We start from the raw sequence: 16,972 nt of genomic DNA on the forward strand, positions 1-16,972 counted from the left end.
GCCGTGACGCGCCTGCATGTGCGCGGTCGTGCACTGCCCGACGGCGAACCCGTGCAGTGGTGGATCGTCGGGGATGAAGGAGCCGGGCTACTCAGCGCGGAACCTATTGCGGGGGCCGAAACCGTCTGGGACGGCGGCTGGATCATGGCCGGTCTGGTCGACGCACACTGCCACGTCGGTCTCGGGCCCGGCGGACCCGTCTCACCCGACGAGACGCTTGTCCAGGCCGAGACCGAGCGCGGCGCCGGTGCGCTGCTGCTGCGCGACGCCGGTTCGCCGGTGGACACCCGCGACCTCGACGACCGCGACGACCTGCCGCGCATCATCCGCGCCGGCCGTCACCTGGCTCGGCCCAAGCGCTATCTGCCGCATGTGCCGATCGATATCGAGGACGAATCGCAGCTGCCGCAGTACGTCGCCGAGCAGGCCTGCCGCGGGGATGGCTGGGTCAAGTTGGTGGGGGACTGGATCGACCGTGGGGTCGGGGACCTGGCCCCACTGTGGTCCGATGACGTGCTGGTGGCGGCGATCGACGCGGCCCACGCCAACGGCGCACGCGTCACCGCGCACGTCTTCGGTGAAGACGCCCTGCCTGGTTTGATCAAGGCGGGTATCGACTGCATCGAACACGGCACCGGCCTGACCGACGAGACCGTTGCCCTGATGGTCGAGCACGGCACGGCGTTGGTGCCGACGCTGATCAATATCGAGAATTTCCCCGGCATCGCCGATGCGGCCGGTAAGTACCCGGCGTACGCCGCGCACATGCGCGATCTGTACCGGTCGTGCCGGGCGAGGGTCGGGGCGGCGCGTGAGGCCGGGGTGCCGATCTATGCCGGCACCGATGCCGGTGGGATGATCGCCCACGGGCGGATCGCCGACGAGGTCGACGCGCTCAAGGGGATCGGGATGGACCCGACCGAGGCCCTCGGTGCGGCGTCGTGGGCGGCGCGGCGCTGGCTTGGACGTCCGGCTCTGGAACACGGAGCGCCGGCGGACCTGGTGTGTTTTTCCGAAGATCCGCGACTGGGCCCGCAGGTGCTCGGCGCACCGGATCTGGTCATCCTGCGTGGAAGGACGTACTGATGTCGATCGTCGATCTGAGTCATCCGATCAGGGCGGGCCTGATCACCTATCCTGGCCTGCCCGCCCCGGTGATCACCCCGCACCTCACTCGCGCGGACTCCCGCGAAAAGTACGCGGCCGGTACCGAATTCGCGATGGACATCATCACGATGATCGGGAACACCGGCACCTATCTCGATTCGCCGTTTCACCGCTACGCCGACGGTCCCGACCTCGCCGGGCTGGAGCTGGCGACGCTGGTGGGGCTGCGGGCCGAGGTGTTCCACCTCTCGGACGCCGCGCAACGCGGTATCGACGCGGATATGGTGTCCGGTCGCGATGTGCGGGGCGCCGCGGTCCTGCTTCATACCGGCTGGGACCGGCACTTCGGTACCGAGGCCTACGGCCATGGTGCGCCGTATCTGAGCGCCGAGGGCGCCCAGCACCTGATCGACGCCGGCGTCACGCTGGTCGGGATCGACTCGGTCAACATCGATGACACCGAATCCGGTGGTGAACGCCCCGCGCACACGCTGCTGCTGGGCGCCGGCGTGCACGTCGTCGAGCACCTGACCAATCTGGGTGCGCTACCGGCCCAGGGTGCCCGGTTCACCGCCGCCCCGCCCGCGATCGAGGGCTTCGGGACGTTCCCGGTGCGAGCGTTCGCGGAGGTCTAGAGCGGGGACCGGCGGTGGCATTCGAAGTGGATGTTCCAGACCTTCAGTGCTTCGGAAACGCTCCAACCGAATCCCTGGACTTCAGAGGCCCAGCGCTCATCCGCCAGATTGGGCGATTCCGGGGAGGTGCTGAAGTGGTGGGACTATTCGGAAGAGCGCGGCTCACAGGCTGCCCTGGCAGCGTTGAGGACTTGTTGCCGTAGCGCGTCGGACTGCTTGTCCGCGGAATCTGAGCTTTCAGCATCGTGTTGTTCGCTATTCGATTGGATGAACCATCCGCGGGAGACTCGTGCGAGTTGATGGCTCAGGGCGACCATGTCGGTAATCCGCGCGCGGTAGTCACGAAACGCGCGCCAGTGATCGTGAGGGGTAGTGGTGAGTTCGTCGGCGAGCACTGCGGCACCCACGATCGCCAGCGTTGCACCCATGCCGGACAACAGCGATGGACTGTAGGCGGCATCGCCGACGAGAGCTACGCGGCCGCGATGTGGTTCGGGTATGACCACCTGCGCGATCGAATCGAAATAGAAGTCGTCAGCGCGGTCCATAGCGACGAGCAGTTCACTTGTGCGCCAGCCCATATCGGAAAAGACTTCAGTCACCCAGCGTTGTTGCGCAGCAAGGTCTGTGCGGTCGTAGGCGACCGGCGGCGAGTCGAAGAACAGTCCGACCACGATCTCCTGATTCTGATGGACGCTGTAGCAACCCACCGTGCGCCCGGGCTGGTTCAGCAACATCCCCGAGTGACAGAGGCCGAGAAGGTTCTCGGTGGTGAAATGTGCTTGGTAGCAGCCTAGGTGGTGGACGAAGTCGGGTTCGGGCCCAAACATCAACGCCCGGGTGTGTGAGTGCAGTCCATCGGCGCCGACGACGAGGGCGAAGTCGTGTCGCAAGCCGCTCTCGAAGGTGACCTCGACGTGGTTGCCAGTGTCGTTGAGTGCGGCGATGGAATCACCGAAACGGTAGGCGATTCCGTCCTGCGCAGCGCTGAACAACACGGCATTCAGTTCAGTTCGCAGCACCTCGATGTCACCGCCAATCACCTCAGGTGCCATGGTGACGATGCGGTTGCCTGCCGTGTCGATGCGGTGGAACTCGGCCAGTTCGGTGGAGTGCGTTTGGAGCTCGTCGAGGACTCCCATGCCGGCGACGATGTCCACCGCTGGCCCACGTAGGTCTACCGCGTTTCCGCCACGGCGCAGACTCGGTGATCGTTCGATGACGGTCGGCCGCAGTCCGCCACGAGCCAATCCGTGCGCCAATACGATGCCGGCGATTCCTGCGCCGCAGATGAGGATCTCGGCGCCGGTTCCGCTGCCCATATGAGATTCAGCAATTGTCTGTCTTGACACGTCACGTTCCCTTCGGTGAGGCCGAGCCTGCTTCTCGGTTCGCCGGACCCAGGCTAGAGCTGTACTTGACCAGTGGTCAAGTTCGGCTTTGTTATGGTGCTTCGGAGATAGGAGGGACGCGATGGCACGTCTTGACCGAGCGGCGGTACTAGCGGGAGCGTGGCAGTTCATCGAAGGCCACGGCGTCGACGCGTTGACAATGCGCAAACTCGCATCCTCGCTCGGGGTCAATCACGGCACCTTGTACTGGCACGTGGAGAACAAGCAGGCATTGACCGACGCCCTCGCCGACGACCTACTAGCCGGCGTGGCCGATGACACCGATTCGGGCGCAAGTGGACCCGACCGACTCCTTGAGTTGGCGCACCGTCTGCGGTCGGCGCTGCTGTCGCATAGAGATGGTGCGCGGGTACTTGCGGGGACGTTTGTCCGCCAGCCCAATACGTTGGCTTTCGGCGAGGCGGCGATCGGCGCCGCTCTGGAGTCGGGCGTGCCCGAGCCTGAAGCGGTATTGGCCGCATTCTCCGTGCAGTACTACGTTATGGGTTTCGTGATCGAAGAACAGGCCGGCTACGACCTCGTCCGCGCCGATTCCACTCGGGTGCAACGTGAAACGACAATCGACTTCGAGCGTTTCCCGAACATCGCCGCGGGATTGAAGACTCTGCGAGATACCCCACGCGACAACCAGTTTGCCTACGGTCTGACGCGACTACTCACCGGTACCTGCCGATCCTAGAGGGTGCCGATGCCGGCCTCCGGGCTCTGAGCGAAGCCCCAATTCAGCAGTCCCGCAGCCTGATCCCAGTACGTCGGGCCGCCCTCGACGATCAGGCCGTACATCATCGCGAAGACCAGACGCCGGCCGTCGCGCTGCGCGGCGCCCACGAAGGTCTTGCGGGCGGGATCGGTGAAACCTGTTTTGCCGCCGATGGCGCCGGGATAGCGCATCAGCAGTTCGTCCTGGTTGACGATGGGCTTGTCGCCGGTCTTACTCGGGAACATCGCCGAGGGCTGCGACGTGATCGACGCGAAGACCGGATTGGCCATTGCTGCACGGAAGATGATCGCGAGATCCCTTGGGGTGGTGTATCCGTCCATGCCAGGGCCGTTGAGGCCCGACGGGCTGCCGGCATGGGTGTCGACGGCACCGATCGCCGCTGCCTTCGCGTTCATCTTGGCCACCGCGGCATCGGTGCCGCCCAAAAGGTGCGCAAGGGTGTTGGCGGCATCATTGCCGGACACCAGCAGCAGTCCGTCGAGCAACTGGCGGGCGCTGTACGTGCGACCGGCCTCGATGCCGACGCAGTTGCATTCCACGTGCGAATCAGCGCCGTCGTCGGCGACCACCGTCGCGTCCAGGGGCAGCTCGTCGAGAACCACCAGAGCCAGTAGTACTTTGATGGTGCTCGCCGGCGGGGTCCGCATGTCCTCGTTGCGCGCGGCCAGGATTTGCCCGGTGTCCATGTCGGCGACGATCCAGTTCGGCGCCGGACCATCCGGTGTCGGCACTGCCCCGATCGGCTGAACCTGGGTGATGTCGGTGTCGGCATAGGCGGTGATCGGAGCTGCTGTCATACCGACGACGACAGCCGTGGCCAACGAGAGGCACCCCAGGAATCTGCGCATGGCCCTTCACAGTAGGGCCACCGGTGTCGGCCGTGCAGCCTCAGTACACGTCCCGTACGTACCGATGGGCTCTGATCAGCTCATTCACGTAGGCGTGGGCGGCGCCTTCGGTCATCGCGCCCGAGGTCGCGACCACCTCGTGCAGGGCGCGGTCGACGTCCTTTGCCATGTGGTCGGCGTCGCCGCAGACGTAGAAGTGAGCGCCGTCCTCCAGCCAGGCGAAGAGCTCGCCGGCGTTGGCCACCATGTGGTGCTGGACATATTCCTTCCGATCATTGGGTCCCCGGTCCCGAGAAAAGGCCAGATTGAGCTTGGTCAGGACGCCCGATTCGAGATGAGCCTGCAGTTCCTCGCCGTAGAGGAAATCGGTGGCCCGTCGGCGGTCACCGAAGAACAGCCAAGATCTGCCCGATGCGCCGCTCACCTGCCGTTCCCGCAGGAATCCGCGAAACGGCGCGATGCCCGTTCCTGGGCCGACCATGATGATCGGCACATCAGGTGCGGGCAGCCGGAAGGCGTGGTTCGGGCGGGGATGCAGCCGGATGGCGTCACCGCGGTGCGCCAGGAAGGTCGAGGCGACTCCACCGCGGCGGCGGCCGCCGGCGGTGTACTGCACAGTCGCCACCGTCAGATGTACGTGATTGGGATGCTCGAGCGGGCTCGACGCAATCGAGTAGTCACGAAACTGCAAGGGCCGCAACGTATCCAGTAACTCATCGACGCTGACGTCGGCGAGTTCCAGGAGGTCGAGGACGTCGTAGGTGCCGGGGAAGTCGAGCACGGGCGCGGCGGCGCGGCCTGCGACCAGTGCGTGCAGGGCGCGCGGCGGGTTGCGGATCTCCAGATGCTCGGACAGCAGCACACCAAGAGTTTCTTCGTACTCGGCGACCATATGGTCCGGGCTGACACCCAGCTGGGCCAGGATCGATTCGACGAGATCGGGGTCGTTGACCGGATGCACGGCGATCGAGTCACCGGCCTGGTACGCGATACCCGAGTCGCCGAGGTCGATCTCGTAGTGCCGGACATCCTTGTCGGAATCCGGCTCCGTGAGCCGCCGGTTGACCACCAGGCGCGCGGTGAACGGATTGCCGCTGTCCCAGATGGAGTGTTCGCGCACCGCAGAGGTGACGACCGGTGTGGTCGCCGCGTTGGCCGTCCGCGCGCTGCCCGGGGCAGGCAGGAGCTTCGCCTCCAATAGTTTGACGATGTCGGCGAGCCACGCTTTGGCGTCGCCCTCCCGGTAGCAGTCCAGGTCCACCCGGGTCAGCAGTCGCGTTGCGCCGAGCTCGCCCAGCCGAGCATCGAGCAGCAGGCCGGCATTGCAGAACTGTTCATAGCTGCTGTCGCCGAGAGCCAGCACCGCGTAGTTCAGGTTCGGCAGCGCCTCGACGCCATCAGCGCTGAGCGCCTCCCAGAACAACGCCCCGTTATCGGGCATCTCGCCGTCGCCGAAGGTCGACGCCACCACGACGAGGTGTGTTGCGGCCTGCAGGTCAGTGGGTTGGACCTCGTTGAGCTCGACCTCGGTCGCGTCGATACCGACGGCCTTGAGTGCCTCTGTCAACTGGAACGCGATGTACTCGGCGGTTCCCATATCGCTGGCGTAACCGACGATCAACGACGGGCCGGACTGGTCAGGCATCGTTTCCTCCACTCGCTCGCGGGCGGATGCACCCCAAACGCGACAATTTAGGGTTACCTTAGTTTGTTGCGGGCGTTCGGTGTTCGCTCCCTTCGTGACCGGTGCACGGTGTTGAATCGATCCATGCTGAGCCTGCAGGAAATCTCGGACCGAATGGAGATCCAGCAACTGCTGGTCGACTACTCCACTGCGATCGACCAACGTCGGTTCGACGACCTCGACAACGTGTTCACCGACGACGCATATATCGATTACCGCGCAATGGGCGGTATCGACGGTCATTTCCCTGAGGTCAAGGCCTGGTTGGCCGAGGTGTTGCCGAACTTTCCGGCCTACTCGCACATGCTGGGCAACCTGTCGATCCGCTTTGTCGGTGACACCGCGTGTCCCGAAACCGCGAAGTCACGGGTCATCTGTTTCAACCCGATGGTGCTCGACGCTGGAAAAGAGGGACACAGTCCGCAGATCATGTTCTGCGGGCTCTGGTACGACGACGAGTTCATCCGGACCGCCGAGGGCTGGCGGATGACCAGGCGCGTCGAAACGAAGTGTTTCGACAAGATCGTCTGACCAGCAGCGTTTTGGGGATCCGCCCGTGCCTCTGGCACAATGGGCGGCTGTCTGCCGCGCGACCCGCCCCGACCGGGGTGCTTGCGCGCCGGTCACACACGCAAGGCAAAACCGGACCGGGCAGCCCGCCCTCGTCGCTTGAATTGCAAGCGTGGCAATCACAGGAGAAAACGCACCACCATGGCTGTCAAGATCAAGCTCGCCCGTTTCGGCAAGATCCGCAATCCCCAGTACCGCATCGCCGTCGCCGACGCGCGTAACCGTCGCGATGGCCGTGCCATCGAGGTCATCGGCCGGTACCACCCCAAAGAAGACCCCAGCATCATCGAGATCGATTCCGAGCGTGCGCAGTACTGGTTGGGCGTTGGCGCACAGCCGACCGAGCCGGTCCTGCAGCTGCTGAAGATCACCGGTGACTGGCAGAAGTTCAAGGGCCTGCCGGGCGCCGAGGGCACGCTCCGTGTCGCCGAGCCCAAGCCGTCGAAGCTGGACCTGTTCAACGCCGCTCTGGCGGCCGCCGACGGTCCCACCGGCGAAGCCACCACGGCCAAGAAGAAGAAGGCTCCCGCTAAAAAGGCCGAAGCCGGCGAGGCCGAGGCGCCCGCGGCTGAGGCCGCTGAGCCTGCCGAATGAGCACTGTCGTCGTCGACGCTGTCGAGCACCTGGTGCGTGGCATCGTCGACAACCCTGACGACGTCCGCGTCGACATGGTGACATCACGTCGCGGCCGCACCGTAGAGGTCCACGTCCACCCCGAAGACCTGGGTAAGGTCATCGGGCGTGGCGGGCGCACCGCGACTGCGTTGCGCACGTTGGTGGCCGGTATCGGTGGCCGCGGTATCCGCGTCGACGTGGTGGACACCGACCAGTAACGGGTTCGCCCCTTCCTGGAGTTCTTATGGAGTTGGTCGTCGGACGCGTGGCCAAGGCCCACGGTGTCACCGGTGAAATCGTGGTGGACGTGCGTACCGACGACCCTTTTGAGCGATTTGCACCGGGAAATACTTTGCGGGGCAAGGCTTCCCGTGGCAGACCTGAGCGCAGTTTCGTCGTCGAGACAGTGCGTGAGCACAGCGGTCGTCTGTTGGTCCGGCTGGCTGGCGTTACCGACCGCGATGCCGCCGACGGTCTGCGCGGCACGCTGTTCGTCATCGAATCCGACGACCTGCCGCCGATCACCGAAGCCGACGAGTTCTACGACCACCAACTCGAGGGCCTCCGGGTTCGGACGCTCGACGGCACCGAAGTCGGCGTCGTCTCCGAGGTTCTGCACACCGCGGGTACCGAGCTGCTCGCGGTGAAGGCGTCCAGCGGGCCCGAAATACTGGTGCCGTTCGTCGGCGCCATCGTCACCTCGGTATCGCTGACCGATGGCCTGATCGAGATCGATCCGCCGGCCGGCCTGTTGAACCTCGAAGACCTGGAATAGCCATGCGGATTGACGTCGTGACGATCTTTCCCGACTATCTCGATCCGTTGCGACAGTCTCTGCCCGGCAAGGCTTTCAGCTCGGGCCGGGTGGAGCTGGGCGTCCACGATCTGCGGCGCTGGACCCACGATGTGCACCGGTCGGTCGACGACTCGCCGTATGGCGGTGGCCCCGGCATGGTGATGCGGGCACCGGTGTGGGGGGAGGCTCTTGACGAAATTTGTTCTGCCGAAACCATTCTGGTCGTTCCGACACCTGCTGGGAAGCTGTTCGATCAAGCGACCGCGCAGCGGTGGAGTCGCGAGCCCCACCTGGTGTTCGCCTGCGGTCGCTATGAGGGGATCGACCAGCGTGTCGCCGAGGACGCGGCCAGGCGGATGCGCGTCGAAGAAGTCTCGATCGGCGACTACGTGCTACCCGGTGGTGAATCCGCGGCACTGGTGATGATCGAGGCGGTGGTCCGGCTACTCCCGGAGGTACTCGGCAATCCTGTGTCACATCAGGATGATTCGCACTCAGAGTCGGTCGGGGGTCTGCTCGAAGGTCCCAGCTATACCAGGCCGGCCAGTTGGCGTGACCTCGATGTGCCCGAGGTGCTGCTCTCGGGAGACCATGCCCGGATCGTGGCGTGGCGTCGCCAAGCTGCGATAGAGCGGACGTTGGAGCGCCGGCCGGACCTGCTCTAGATTCGACCGCTGGGGAACATCGTCCGCACGGCCTGGGTGATGGTGGCGCGGGCTTCGGTGGCGTCGGCGGGCTGCATCGAGCTGATCGCCATGACGTAGCGTCGGTCGGAGCCGATCACACCAGTGGACAAGTGCATCCAGTCGGCGCCCACGCAGCACATCCAGCCCTGCTTGACGGCCACCGGCTCGCCGGGAAGTCCCTCGGGAATGCCGAACCGCTGCGGGTAGACGCCGCCGGGCACCATCCCGTCGGGGGCCGTCGGCGTCGACTGGGCCAGATCGTTGAGGATGGCATTGGCGCGCTCGGGCGGCAGTCCGCCGGCGCCGCTGAGCAGCATGTCGTAGTAGTGCACCAGGTCGGTCACCGTGCTGGTGGTGTTGAACCACCGGCCGTTGTCCGGCGGGCGCGTCGAACCGAGCCCATAGCGGGCGATCACCCGGTCCACGATGGCGCTGCCGCCGCCGCGGTTCCAGAACGTTTCGGCGGCGCCGTCGTCGGAGGATCGCAGCATGGCGTCGAAGAGCTGCTGGTCGTCGGGTGTGAGCTGGGTCTGCCCTTTGGCCACCTGCAGCATCAGGTCGTCAGCGATGAACAATTTGACCACCGAGGCGATGGCGATGGCGCTGTCGCTTCCGTTCGTGATCAGCTGGCCGGTGTTGCGGTCGAGCACCGCAACGGTGATGTCGGCGCCGTCGTCTGCTGCGTCGGCCGTCGCCTGTTTGACACGCACGTCGAGGCCGTCGAAAGCTGTCACGGCCGGGCCCGGGGCTGCCGCGGCCAGCACCGAGTCGGCAGGGTCCTTGGGCGCCACCAGCGTCAGTTGAGGACTGTCGGACTGGTTGCCCGGGGCACCGTAGACGCGAGCTTCGCAGCCGGCGCAACCGGCCACCAGTGCCGCGCCCGCAACCGTCGCCGCAGCCTTCGCCAGGAACGACGACCGCCAACGCATTGTGCTCCTCGAACGGAAAATGACCTCGGATTGCGGGCCGGCGGCACCGTCGCAGCCCGTCCGGGAAGCCTAACGGGTCGATGGCCAGACCGTGAACCTAGTGTGGCTAGGCACCCGCCGGGCGGGCCCGGTCATGGCACGATTTCATTGCCCGCCCGGTATCTGGCACAATTGAGCAGTTGTCTGCGCGGGGCCGGTTGTGCCGCCTGCTGCGGAATACACCAGAAGCACGATCCATCGGCTTCAGCAACCGCCTCGCTACCAAGCGTTCGGCGCTGCTCGGAGCCGCGACTGCAAGGAAGAGTCACCGATGAACACGCTGGACTTCGTCGACCAGGCGTCGCTGCGCGACGATATCCCGGCCTTTGGCCCGGGCGACACCGTGAATGTGCACGTGAAGGTCATCGAGGGCGCCAAGGAGCGTATCCAGGTCTTCAAGGGCGCCGTACTGCGGCGTCAGGGCGGCGGCATCCGCGAGACCTTCACGGTCCGCAAGGAGAGCTACGGCGTCGGCGTCGAGCGCACCTTCCCCGTGCACTCGCCCAACATCGACCACATCGAGGTCGTCACCCGTGGCGACGTTCGTCGAGCGAAGCTGTACTACCTGCGCGAGCTGCGTGGCAAGAAGGCCAAGATCAAGGAAAAGCGCTGACACGGGACCCGGGCCGTTGGCTCCGGTTTCCTTTCTTGTGCTGGCTACGCTGATCCCGTGACCGAAACCACGGACTCGGCCGATTCTGAGCGCACGCCGGAAGCTGCCACGCCGGAATCCACCACGGTGGCTTCCGACTCTGACGCCTCGACCACCGATGTCGACACTGACGACACCGAAGAGTCCGGTGGCAAGAAGAAGCGGTCCGCCCTGCGCGAGGGCGTCATCCTGGTCACCATCGCGTTGGTTCTCTACTACGTGATGCTGACCTTCGTGGCCCGGCCCTATCTGATTCCCTCGGAGTCGATGGAGCCCACGCTGCATGGCTGCCCCGGTTGTGTCGGTGACCGCATCATTGTGGACAAGATGACCTACCGGTTCAGCTCCCCGGAGCCCGGCGATGTCGTGGTCTTCAAGGGCCCGCCCTCGTGGAATGCCAGTTACAAGTCGATCCGCTCCGACAACCCGGTCCTGCGGACTGTGCAGAACGCGCTGTCTGTCGTCGGTTTCGTTCCGCCGGACGAGAACGACTTGGTCAAGCGCGTCATCGCGGTCGGCGGCCAGACCATTCAGTGTCGCGCCGACACCGGTCTGACGGTGGACGGTAAACCGCTGAACGAGCCTTATCTGGACCCGAACACGATGATGGCGGACCCGGCCGTTTACCCGTGCCTCGGGTTCGAGTTCGGTCCCGTCACCGTGCCCAAGGACAGGCTGTGGGTGATGGGCGATAACCGCACCCATTCCGCCGACTCGCGGTTCCACTGCACCAATACCCCCGCGGACAGCGAGAAGGGCATCCAGTGCACTGGCGACCCGATGGCCGGCACGGTGCCGGTCGACAACGTCATCGGTAAGGCGAGATTCATCGCTTGGCCCCCGTCGCGCTGGGGCGGTGTGAGTTCGGTGAATCCCCAGCAAGGCGGATAGGTGCCTGCTGCCTGGCCGCCGCGCACGGTGATCCGTAAGTCCGCCGGTCTGCGCACCCTGGAGTCCGCCCTGTACCGCGGGGGCCTCGGACCGGTGGCCGGCGTCGATGAGGTGGGCCGCGGTGCGTGTGCCGGTCCGCTGGTGGTGGCCGCGTGTGTGCTCGGACCGAATCGGCTGACCAGTCTGGCTCGGCTCGACGACTCCAAGAAGCTGACCGAAAAAGAGCGCGAGCGGCTGTTTCCGCTGATTCGCCGCTACGCGTTGGCGTATCACGTGGTGTTCATTCCTTCGACGGAAGTCGATCGGCGTGGGGTGCATGTGGCCAATATCGAAGGGATGCGACGCGCGGTTGCCGGCCTGCCGCTGCGCCCCGGATACGTGCTGAGTGACGGCTTCCGGGTGCCGGGGTTGGCGGTCCCGTCACTGCCGGTCATCGGCGGTGACGCCGCCGCGGCGTGTATCGCGGCCGCCAGTGTGCTGGCCAAAGTCAGCCGGGATCGATTGATGGTGAAGATGGACGCCGAGCATCCCGGTTACGGCTTCGCCGATCACAAGGGCTACAGCACCCCGGCGCACAGCGCCGCTCTCGCCGAGCGCGGACCATGTAGTGAGCACCGGTACTCGTTCATCAACGTCCGCCGGGTGGCCACACCTGGTGGCGACAGGATGTTCGCCGAGATGCGGGCCAAGATGCGCGACGCCGACGCACAAGAATGCGTGGCGGAGCAGCGCAGCGATCACGGGTAGGGAAAGATGCAAGACGGACCAACAGAAGGACAGCCGGGCAAATGAGTGCTGAAGATCTCGAGAAGTATGAAACCGAGATGGAGCTCTCGCTGTACCGCGAATACAAGGACATCGTCGGTCAGTTCAGCTACGTCGTGGAGACCGAGCGCCGCTTCTACCTGGCGAACAGTGTCGAGCTGATCCCGCGCAATGCCGACGGCGAGGTCTATTTCGAGCTCCGGCTCGCCGATGCCTGGGTGTGGGATATGTACCGTCCGGCCCGCTTCGTCAAGCAGGTCCGGGTGATCACGTTCAAAGACGTCAACATCGAAGAGGTCGAGAAGCCCGAACTGCGGCTGCCCGAATAGTCGCCCGAAACCCCTGGTGCGTCAGGTAATTTCTCCCACCGTGACCGCACTAGACAATCGTCAGATTCTGTTGCGTCGCCGCCCGACCGGGATGGTCGCCGCCGCAGACACCGAACTCGTCAGCTCGCCAGCGCCGGAGCCCGCTGAGGGCGAGGCGCTGGTCCGGACCACCTACGTCGGGATCGATGCCGCCGCGCGGACCTGGCTCGACGACCAGCCGGGCTATCTTCCGCCGGTCCAGCTCGGTGAGGTGATCCGGGCGGCCGGGATCGGTGAGGTGGTGGCATCGCGCTGCGATGCATACGCGGTCGGCGACGTTGTCACCACCTTGACCGGCTTCCAGGAGTATTCGATCGTCCGCGACGATATCTTCTGCACGCCGGTGACCGGCTTCGAACACGTCGACCAGCCCGCGATCATGTCGGTGTACGGGCCCACCGGCGCGACAGCGTATTTCGGGATGAACGACGTCGGCAGACCGCAGCCGGGCCAGACCGTCGTGGTTTCGGCGGCGGCGGGTGCCACCGGATCGGTGGCCGGTCAGATCGCCAAGATCGCGGGTGCCCGGGTGGTCGGCATCGCGGGCGGGCCCAAGAAGTGCACCGCGGTGGTCGAGGACTTCGGGTTCGACGCGTGCATCGACTACCGGGCCGGCGACATCTCGGCGGCTCTCAAACAGCACTGCCCACAGGGTGTCGACGTCTACTTCGACAATGTCGGCGGCCCGATCCTCGACGCGGTGCTCGGCCGGCTGGCGCACAACGCCCGTGTTGTGCTGTGTGGCGTGATCTCCAGTTACCTCACCGGCGAGCATCCCGGCCCCGCCAACTACGTCAACATTCTGGCCAAGACCGCCACGATGCAGGGCTTCAACGCCCTCAACGACTGGGGTCGGTTCGAAGAGGCCTTCGCGGCGCTGGGCAAGTGGGAATCCGAGGGCTTGCTGGTGCACCGCGAAACCATCTTCGAGGGCATCGAATCCTGCGTCGACGCGCTGAACGGACTGTTCACCGGGGCGAATATCGGCAAGATGCTGGTCAAAATCGGGGAACCCACGCTGGCCTGACGGGCGGTTTCGGCCACTGCAACACCATCCGGAGCCTTGGTGACCGTTCGTCCGGTGGGGATACCCGGTGCGCGGATCACTAACGGGGCTCTGGTCCTGTTGACGAATGTCTGACTGGGGATAACCGTCCGGTTCTGGCGCGTTCGGTGATGCGGGTGTCCGAGCGATGTCCTAAGCCACAGCCATGCTGGCGCCATGACATCTGAACCGGCATTGACCAGGGTTGAATTGGGGGCGCTCGGGGAGCAACTGGCCGTCGAGCACCTGCTGGCGCAGGGCCTGCAGATCGTGGACCGCAACTGGCGCTGCCGGTACGGCGAACTCGACATCGTGGCTGCTGACACCTCTTCGCGCACAGCAGTTTTCGTCGAGGTGAAGACCCGAACGGGCGACGGCTTCGGGGGTCTGGCGTATGCGGTTCCGCCGCAGAAGGTGCGTCGGCTACGTCGGTTGACGTCGTTGTGGCTGGCCGGTCAAGACCGCCGGTGGGCTACGGTGCGCCTCGATGTGATCGGGGTGCGGATCGGGCGGTGCCGGACTCCGGAACTCACCCACGTCCAAGGCGTCGGCTGATGGCGCTGGGGCGAGCGTATTCGGTGGCCGTGCGGGGCCTGCACGGGGAGGCCGTGGAGATCGAAGCCGATATCACCTCGGGTCTGCCCGGAGTGCATCTGGTCGGACTGGCCGACGCCGCACTGCAGGAATCCCGCGACCGGGTGCGCTCGGCGATCACCAATAGCGGGCATCAGTGGCCGATGTCGCGGCTGACCCTCGCGCTCTCGCCGGCGACCCTGCCGAAGATGGGCAGTGTTTACGACGTGGCACTGGCTGCCGCGGTGTTGTCGGCCAGCCGCAAGAAACCGTGGGAGCGGCTCGAAAAGTCGATTCTGCTGGGCGAATTGGCGCTCGACGGGCGAGTGCGGCCGGTGCGTGGCGTGCTACCCGCGGTGCTGGCCGCTCGGCGCGACGGGTGGCCGACTGCGGTCGTGCCGGTCGGCAATCTCGGTGAAGCCAGTCTGGTAGACGGCATCGAGGTGCTCGGGGTGAACTCCCTGGGACAGTTGTTCGGCTGGCTCGAGGGAAAGGGGAGTCTTGCCGATCGCACGGTCTCCGAGACCCCGGACGACGATGTCGAGGCCGACCTGGCCGATATCGTGGGTCAGACCCACGCCCGGCGTGCTGTCGAGATTGCCGCTGCCGGAGCGCACCACCTGATGCTCACGGGGCCGCCAGGTATCGGGAAAACCATGCTTGCACAACGCCTGCCCGGTCTGTTGCCACCTCTGTCGGAGAGCGAAGCCCTTGAGGTCACCGCGATCCACTCGGTGGTGGGTATGGTCTCGGACGCCACACCGTTGATCACCCGTCCACCATTCGTGGCACCACACCACACCTCCAGTGTGGCCGCGCTGGTCGGCGGCGGCTCCGGGATGGCCCGCCCCGGTGCGGTCAGCCGCGCGCACCGGGGTGTCCTGTTCCTCGACGAGTGTGCCGAGATGGGTGTCAGCGCACTGGAGGCCTTGCGAACACCGTTGGAGGACGGCGAGATCCGCCTGGCTCGCCGCGATGGCGTGGCCCGCTATCCGGCGCGGTTCCAGTTGGTGATGGCCGCCAATCCGTGCCCGTGCGCCCCTGCAGATCCCCGTGACTGCATCTGCGCTGCTCCGGTGAAACGTCGCTACCTGGGCAAGCTGTCAGGGCCGTTGATGGATCGAGTGGATCTGCGGGTCGATATGCATTCCGTGCGGGCCGGCGCGTTCGCGGACGAAGCGGCCGAGGCCACGTCGGTGGTGCGGGCACGGGTGGCCTGTGCGCGGGAAGCGGCTGCGGCGCGCTGGACTGCGGTGGGCGTGCGGACCAACGCCGAGGTGCCCGGGCCCGTGCTGCGCCGTGGTTTTCGGCCCAGCCGAGAAGCCATGGCGCCGCTGCGGACAGCCCTGGATCGCGGGCTGATCAGCATTCGCGGGGTCGACCGCACCCTGCGGGTCGCGTGGTCGCTGTGCGACCTGGCGGGCCGTACCTCGCCGGACTGCCACGATGTGGCAACGGCACTGAGCTTCCGGCAAGCGGGGACGCGATCATGAGCGCCGATCCGGACGAGGCGTCGCTGGCCTGGGCGTATCTGTCGCGGGTGGTTGAGCCGCCGTCGGCGGCGGTGGCGGAGCTGGTCGCCGAATGCGGTCCGGTTGAGGCCGCGGCCCGCGTCAAAGGCGGTGTCGTTTCCCGCGCTGAGGCGCGGCGCGCGGTTGATGAGGCGGCCCGCGACCTTGATGTGTTGCGTAACCGGGGCGGCCGGCTCATCACACCGGACGAGGACGAGTGGCCCCACCTGGCGTTCGCCGGCTTCAACGGATTTACCGCTGGGGATCTGAAGAAGAAGCCGGAGGGCCGAGCGCCGCTGGTGCTGTGGGCACTCGGCCCGGCGCACCTCGATGAGGTCACCATGCGGTCAGCGGCCATCGTCGGCACCCGGGCGTGTACTCCATACGGTGAGCACGTCGCCGCTGATCTGGCGGCCGGCCTGGTCGAGCGGGATGTGGCGGTGATCTCCGGCGGCGCTTACGGTATCGACGGCGTCGCACACCGCGCCACCCTGTCGGGGGACGGAGTCACCGTCGCGGTACTGGCAGGTGGCATCGATATCCCTTATCCCTCAGGGCATTCGGCACTGCTACACCGAATTGCCGCCAGTGGCCTGCTGATCACCGAGTATCCACCGGGTGTCCGGCCGGCGCGGCACCGTTTCCTGACTCGCAACCGGTTGGTGGCCGCATTGTCGGGTGCGACAGTGGTGGTCGAGGCCGGATTGCGCAGCGGGGCAGCGAATACCGCGGCGTGGGCGAAGATGCTGGGCCGGGTGGTGTGCGCGGTCCCCGGGCCGGTCACCTCCGCAGCCTCGGCCGGAACGCACGAATTACTCAGAGGGGAAGCGATATTGGTGACCCGGGCCGCGGAGATCGTCGAGATCGTGGGCAGAGCAGGTGAGTTGGCCGACGGGCCGGCCCATCCGGTGACCCCGCTGGATGGACTCGGCGAAGCCGAGAGCCTGGTCTACGAGGCGTTACCCGGGCGAGGGGTGCGCACCGTGGAACAGATCGCGATCGCGTCCGGCTTGGTACCGGAGCAGGTGCTCGCGCCGCTGGCGATGCTGGAAATCGCCGGGCTGGTGCGCCGTGAGGACGGTTGCTGGGGGATCGTTAGGCAGGTCACGTAGCGGCCGCCCGGGG

At 66.0% G+C, this 16,972-nt stretch carries 20 protein-coding genes; 16 read left to right on the forward strand and 4 right to left on the reverse strand.

Features of this window, described 5'->3' with window-relative positions; translation table 11 throughout:
- Positions 1–3 precede the first annotated feature (3 nt).
- Entirely contained in the window at positions 4–1,086 is a 1,083-nt protein-coding gene (locus H7J73_RS22110; protein ID WP_264069818.1) for an amidohydrolase family protein, read from the forward strand.
- A complete protein-coding gene (locus H7J73_RS22115) occupies positions 1,086–1,742 on the forward strand; it encodes a cyclase family protein (protein WP_264069819.1) in 657 nt (218 codons plus the stop codon). Before H7J73_RS22110 ends, H7J73_RS22115 begins: the two co-directional genes overlap by 1 nt.
- A 143-nt stretch (positions 1,743–1,885) precedes the next feature.
- Here the strand turns inward: H7J73_RS22115 and H7J73_RS22120 are convergent, their stop codons facing one another.
- Positions 1,886–3,064: an FAD-dependent monooxygenase gene (locus tag H7J73_RS22120; RefSeq protein ID WP_264069924.1), complete on the reverse strand. Its 1,179-nt coding sequence runs from the start codon at positions 3,062–3,064 to the stop codon at positions 1,886–1,888.
- A gap of 151 nt (positions 3,065–3,215) precedes the next feature.
- Between H7J73_RS22120 and H7J73_RS22125 the strand changes: the two genes are divergently transcribed.
- Complete coding sequence (locus H7J73_RS22125) at positions 3,216–3,833, forward strand: TetR/AcrR family transcriptional regulator C-terminal domain-containing protein (RefSeq protein WP_264069820.1); 618 nt, start codon at positions 3,216–3,218, stop codon at positions 3,831–3,833.
- Here H7J73_RS22125 and H7J73_RS22130 read toward each other — a convergent pair.
- Positions 3,830–4,723 (reverse strand): D-alanyl-D-alanine carboxypeptidase family protein, encoded by an 894-nt coding sequence (locus H7J73_RS22130; protein WP_276031557.1) that lies wholly within the window; start codon positions 4,721–4,723, stop codon positions 3,830–3,832. The two genes, H7J73_RS22125 and H7J73_RS22130, sit on opposite strands and share 4 nt — an antisense overlap.
- A 40-nt stretch (positions 4,724–4,763) precedes the next feature.
- Positions 4,764–6,368 carry a diflavin oxidoreductase gene (locus H7J73_RS22135; RefSeq protein ID WP_264069821.1) on the reverse strand — a complete coding sequence of 535 codons (1,605 nt, stop codon included), beginning with the start codon at positions 6,366–6,368 and terminating at the stop codon, positions 4,764–4,766.
- A 123-nt stretch (positions 6,369–6,491) separates the two neighbouring features.
- Between H7J73_RS22135 and H7J73_RS22140 the strand changes: the two genes are divergently transcribed.
- From H7J73_RS22140 to trmD, 5 genes are all read left to right on the forward strand, one after another.
- Complete coding sequence (locus tag H7J73_RS22140) at positions 6,492–6,938, forward strand: nuclear transport factor 2 family protein (RefSeq protein ID WP_264069822.1); 447 nt, start codon at positions 6,492–6,494, stop codon at positions 6,936–6,938.
- Between the two features lie 180 nt (positions 6,939–7,118).
- Complete coding sequence (gene rpsP, locus H7J73_RS22145) at positions 7,119–7,571, forward strand: 30S ribosomal protein S16 (protein ID WP_264069823.1); 453 nt, start codon at positions 7,119–7,121, stop codon at positions 7,569–7,571.
- Positions 7,568–7,810 (forward strand): RNA-binding protein, encoded by a 243-nt coding sequence (locus H7J73_RS22150; protein WP_067334285.1) that lies wholly within the window; start codon positions 7,568–7,570, stop codon positions 7,808–7,810. Before rpsP ends, H7J73_RS22150 begins: the two co-directional genes overlap by 4 nt.
- 26 nt (positions 7,811–7,836) lie before the next feature.
- Positions 7,837–8,367: a ribosome maturation factor RimM gene (rimM, locus tag H7J73_RS22155; RefSeq protein WP_264069824.1), complete on the forward strand. Its 531-nt coding sequence runs from the start codon at positions 7,837–7,839 to the stop codon at positions 8,365–8,367.
- 2 nt (positions 8,368–8,369) lie between these two features.
- Complete coding sequence (gene trmD / locus H7J73_RS22160; protein WP_264069825.1) at positions 8,370–9,053, forward strand: tRNA (guanosine(37)-N1)-methyltransferase TrmD; 684 nt, start codon at positions 8,370–8,372, stop codon at positions 9,051–9,053.
- Here the strand turns inward: trmD and H7J73_RS22165 are convergent.
- Positions 9,050–10,003: a serine hydrolase gene (locus H7J73_RS22165; RefSeq protein ID WP_264069826.1), complete on the reverse strand. Its 954-nt coding sequence runs from the start codon at positions 10,001–10,003 to the stop codon at positions 9,050–9,052. The genes trmD and H7J73_RS22165 overlap by 4 nt on opposite strands.
- Positions 10,004–10,313: 310 nt before the next feature.
- Between H7J73_RS22165 and rplS the strand changes: the two genes are divergently transcribed.
- From rplS to dprA, 8 genes are all read left to right on the forward strand, one after another.
- Complete coding sequence (gene rplS, locus H7J73_RS22170; protein ID WP_264069827.1) at positions 10,314–10,655, forward strand: 50S ribosomal protein L19; 342 nt, start codon at positions 10,314–10,316, stop codon at positions 10,653–10,655.
- Between the two features lie 57 nt (positions 10,656–10,712).
- Positions 10,713–11,585, forward strand: a complete 873-nt coding sequence (gene lepB / locus H7J73_RS22175; RefSeq protein ID WP_264069828.1) for a signal peptidase I — start codon at positions 10,713–10,715, stop codon at positions 11,583–11,585.
- Positions 11,586–12,332, forward strand: coding sequence for a ribonuclease HII (locus H7J73_RS22180; RefSeq protein WP_264069829.1), 747 nt, complete (start codon positions 11,586–11,588; stop codon positions 12,330–12,332).
- A gap of 41 nt (positions 12,333–12,373) precedes the next feature.
- Positions 12,374–12,679, forward strand: a complete 306-nt coding sequence (locus tag H7J73_RS22185) for a DUF2469 domain-containing protein (RefSeq protein WP_003893809.1) — start codon at positions 12,374–12,376, stop codon at positions 12,677–12,679.
- Between the two features lie 40 nt (positions 12,680–12,719).
- A complete protein-coding gene (locus H7J73_RS22190; protein ID WP_264069830.1) occupies positions 12,720–13,745 on the forward strand; it encodes an NADP-dependent oxidoreductase in 1,026 nt (341 codons plus the stop codon).
- A 195-nt stretch (positions 13,746–13,940) separates the two neighbouring features.
- Complete coding sequence (locus H7J73_RS22195) at positions 13,941–14,318, forward strand: YraN family protein (protein ID WP_264069831.1); 378 nt, start codon at positions 13,941–13,943, stop codon at positions 14,316–14,318.
- A complete protein-coding gene (locus H7J73_RS22200; protein WP_264069832.1) occupies positions 14,318–15,829 on the forward strand; it encodes a YifB family Mg chelatase-like AAA ATPase in 1,512 nt (503 codons plus the stop codon). The genes H7J73_RS22195 and H7J73_RS22200 overlap by 1 nt, the downstream gene beginning before the upstream one ends.
- A complete protein-coding gene (gene dprA, locus H7J73_RS22205) occupies positions 15,826–16,959 on the forward strand; it encodes a DNA-processing protein DprA (protein WP_264069833.1) in 1,134 nt (377 codons plus the stop codon). Before H7J73_RS22200 ends, dprA begins: the two co-directional genes overlap by 4 nt.
- The last annotated feature ends 13 nt before the right edge of the window (positions 16,960–16,972 follow it).

Origin of the sequence: Mycolicibacterium komossense, assembly GCF_025822605.1 — a bacterium.
GTDB classification, from domain to species: domain Bacteria; phylum Actinomycetota; class Actinomycetes; order Mycobacteriales; family Mycobacteriaceae; genus Mycobacterium; species Mycobacterium komossense.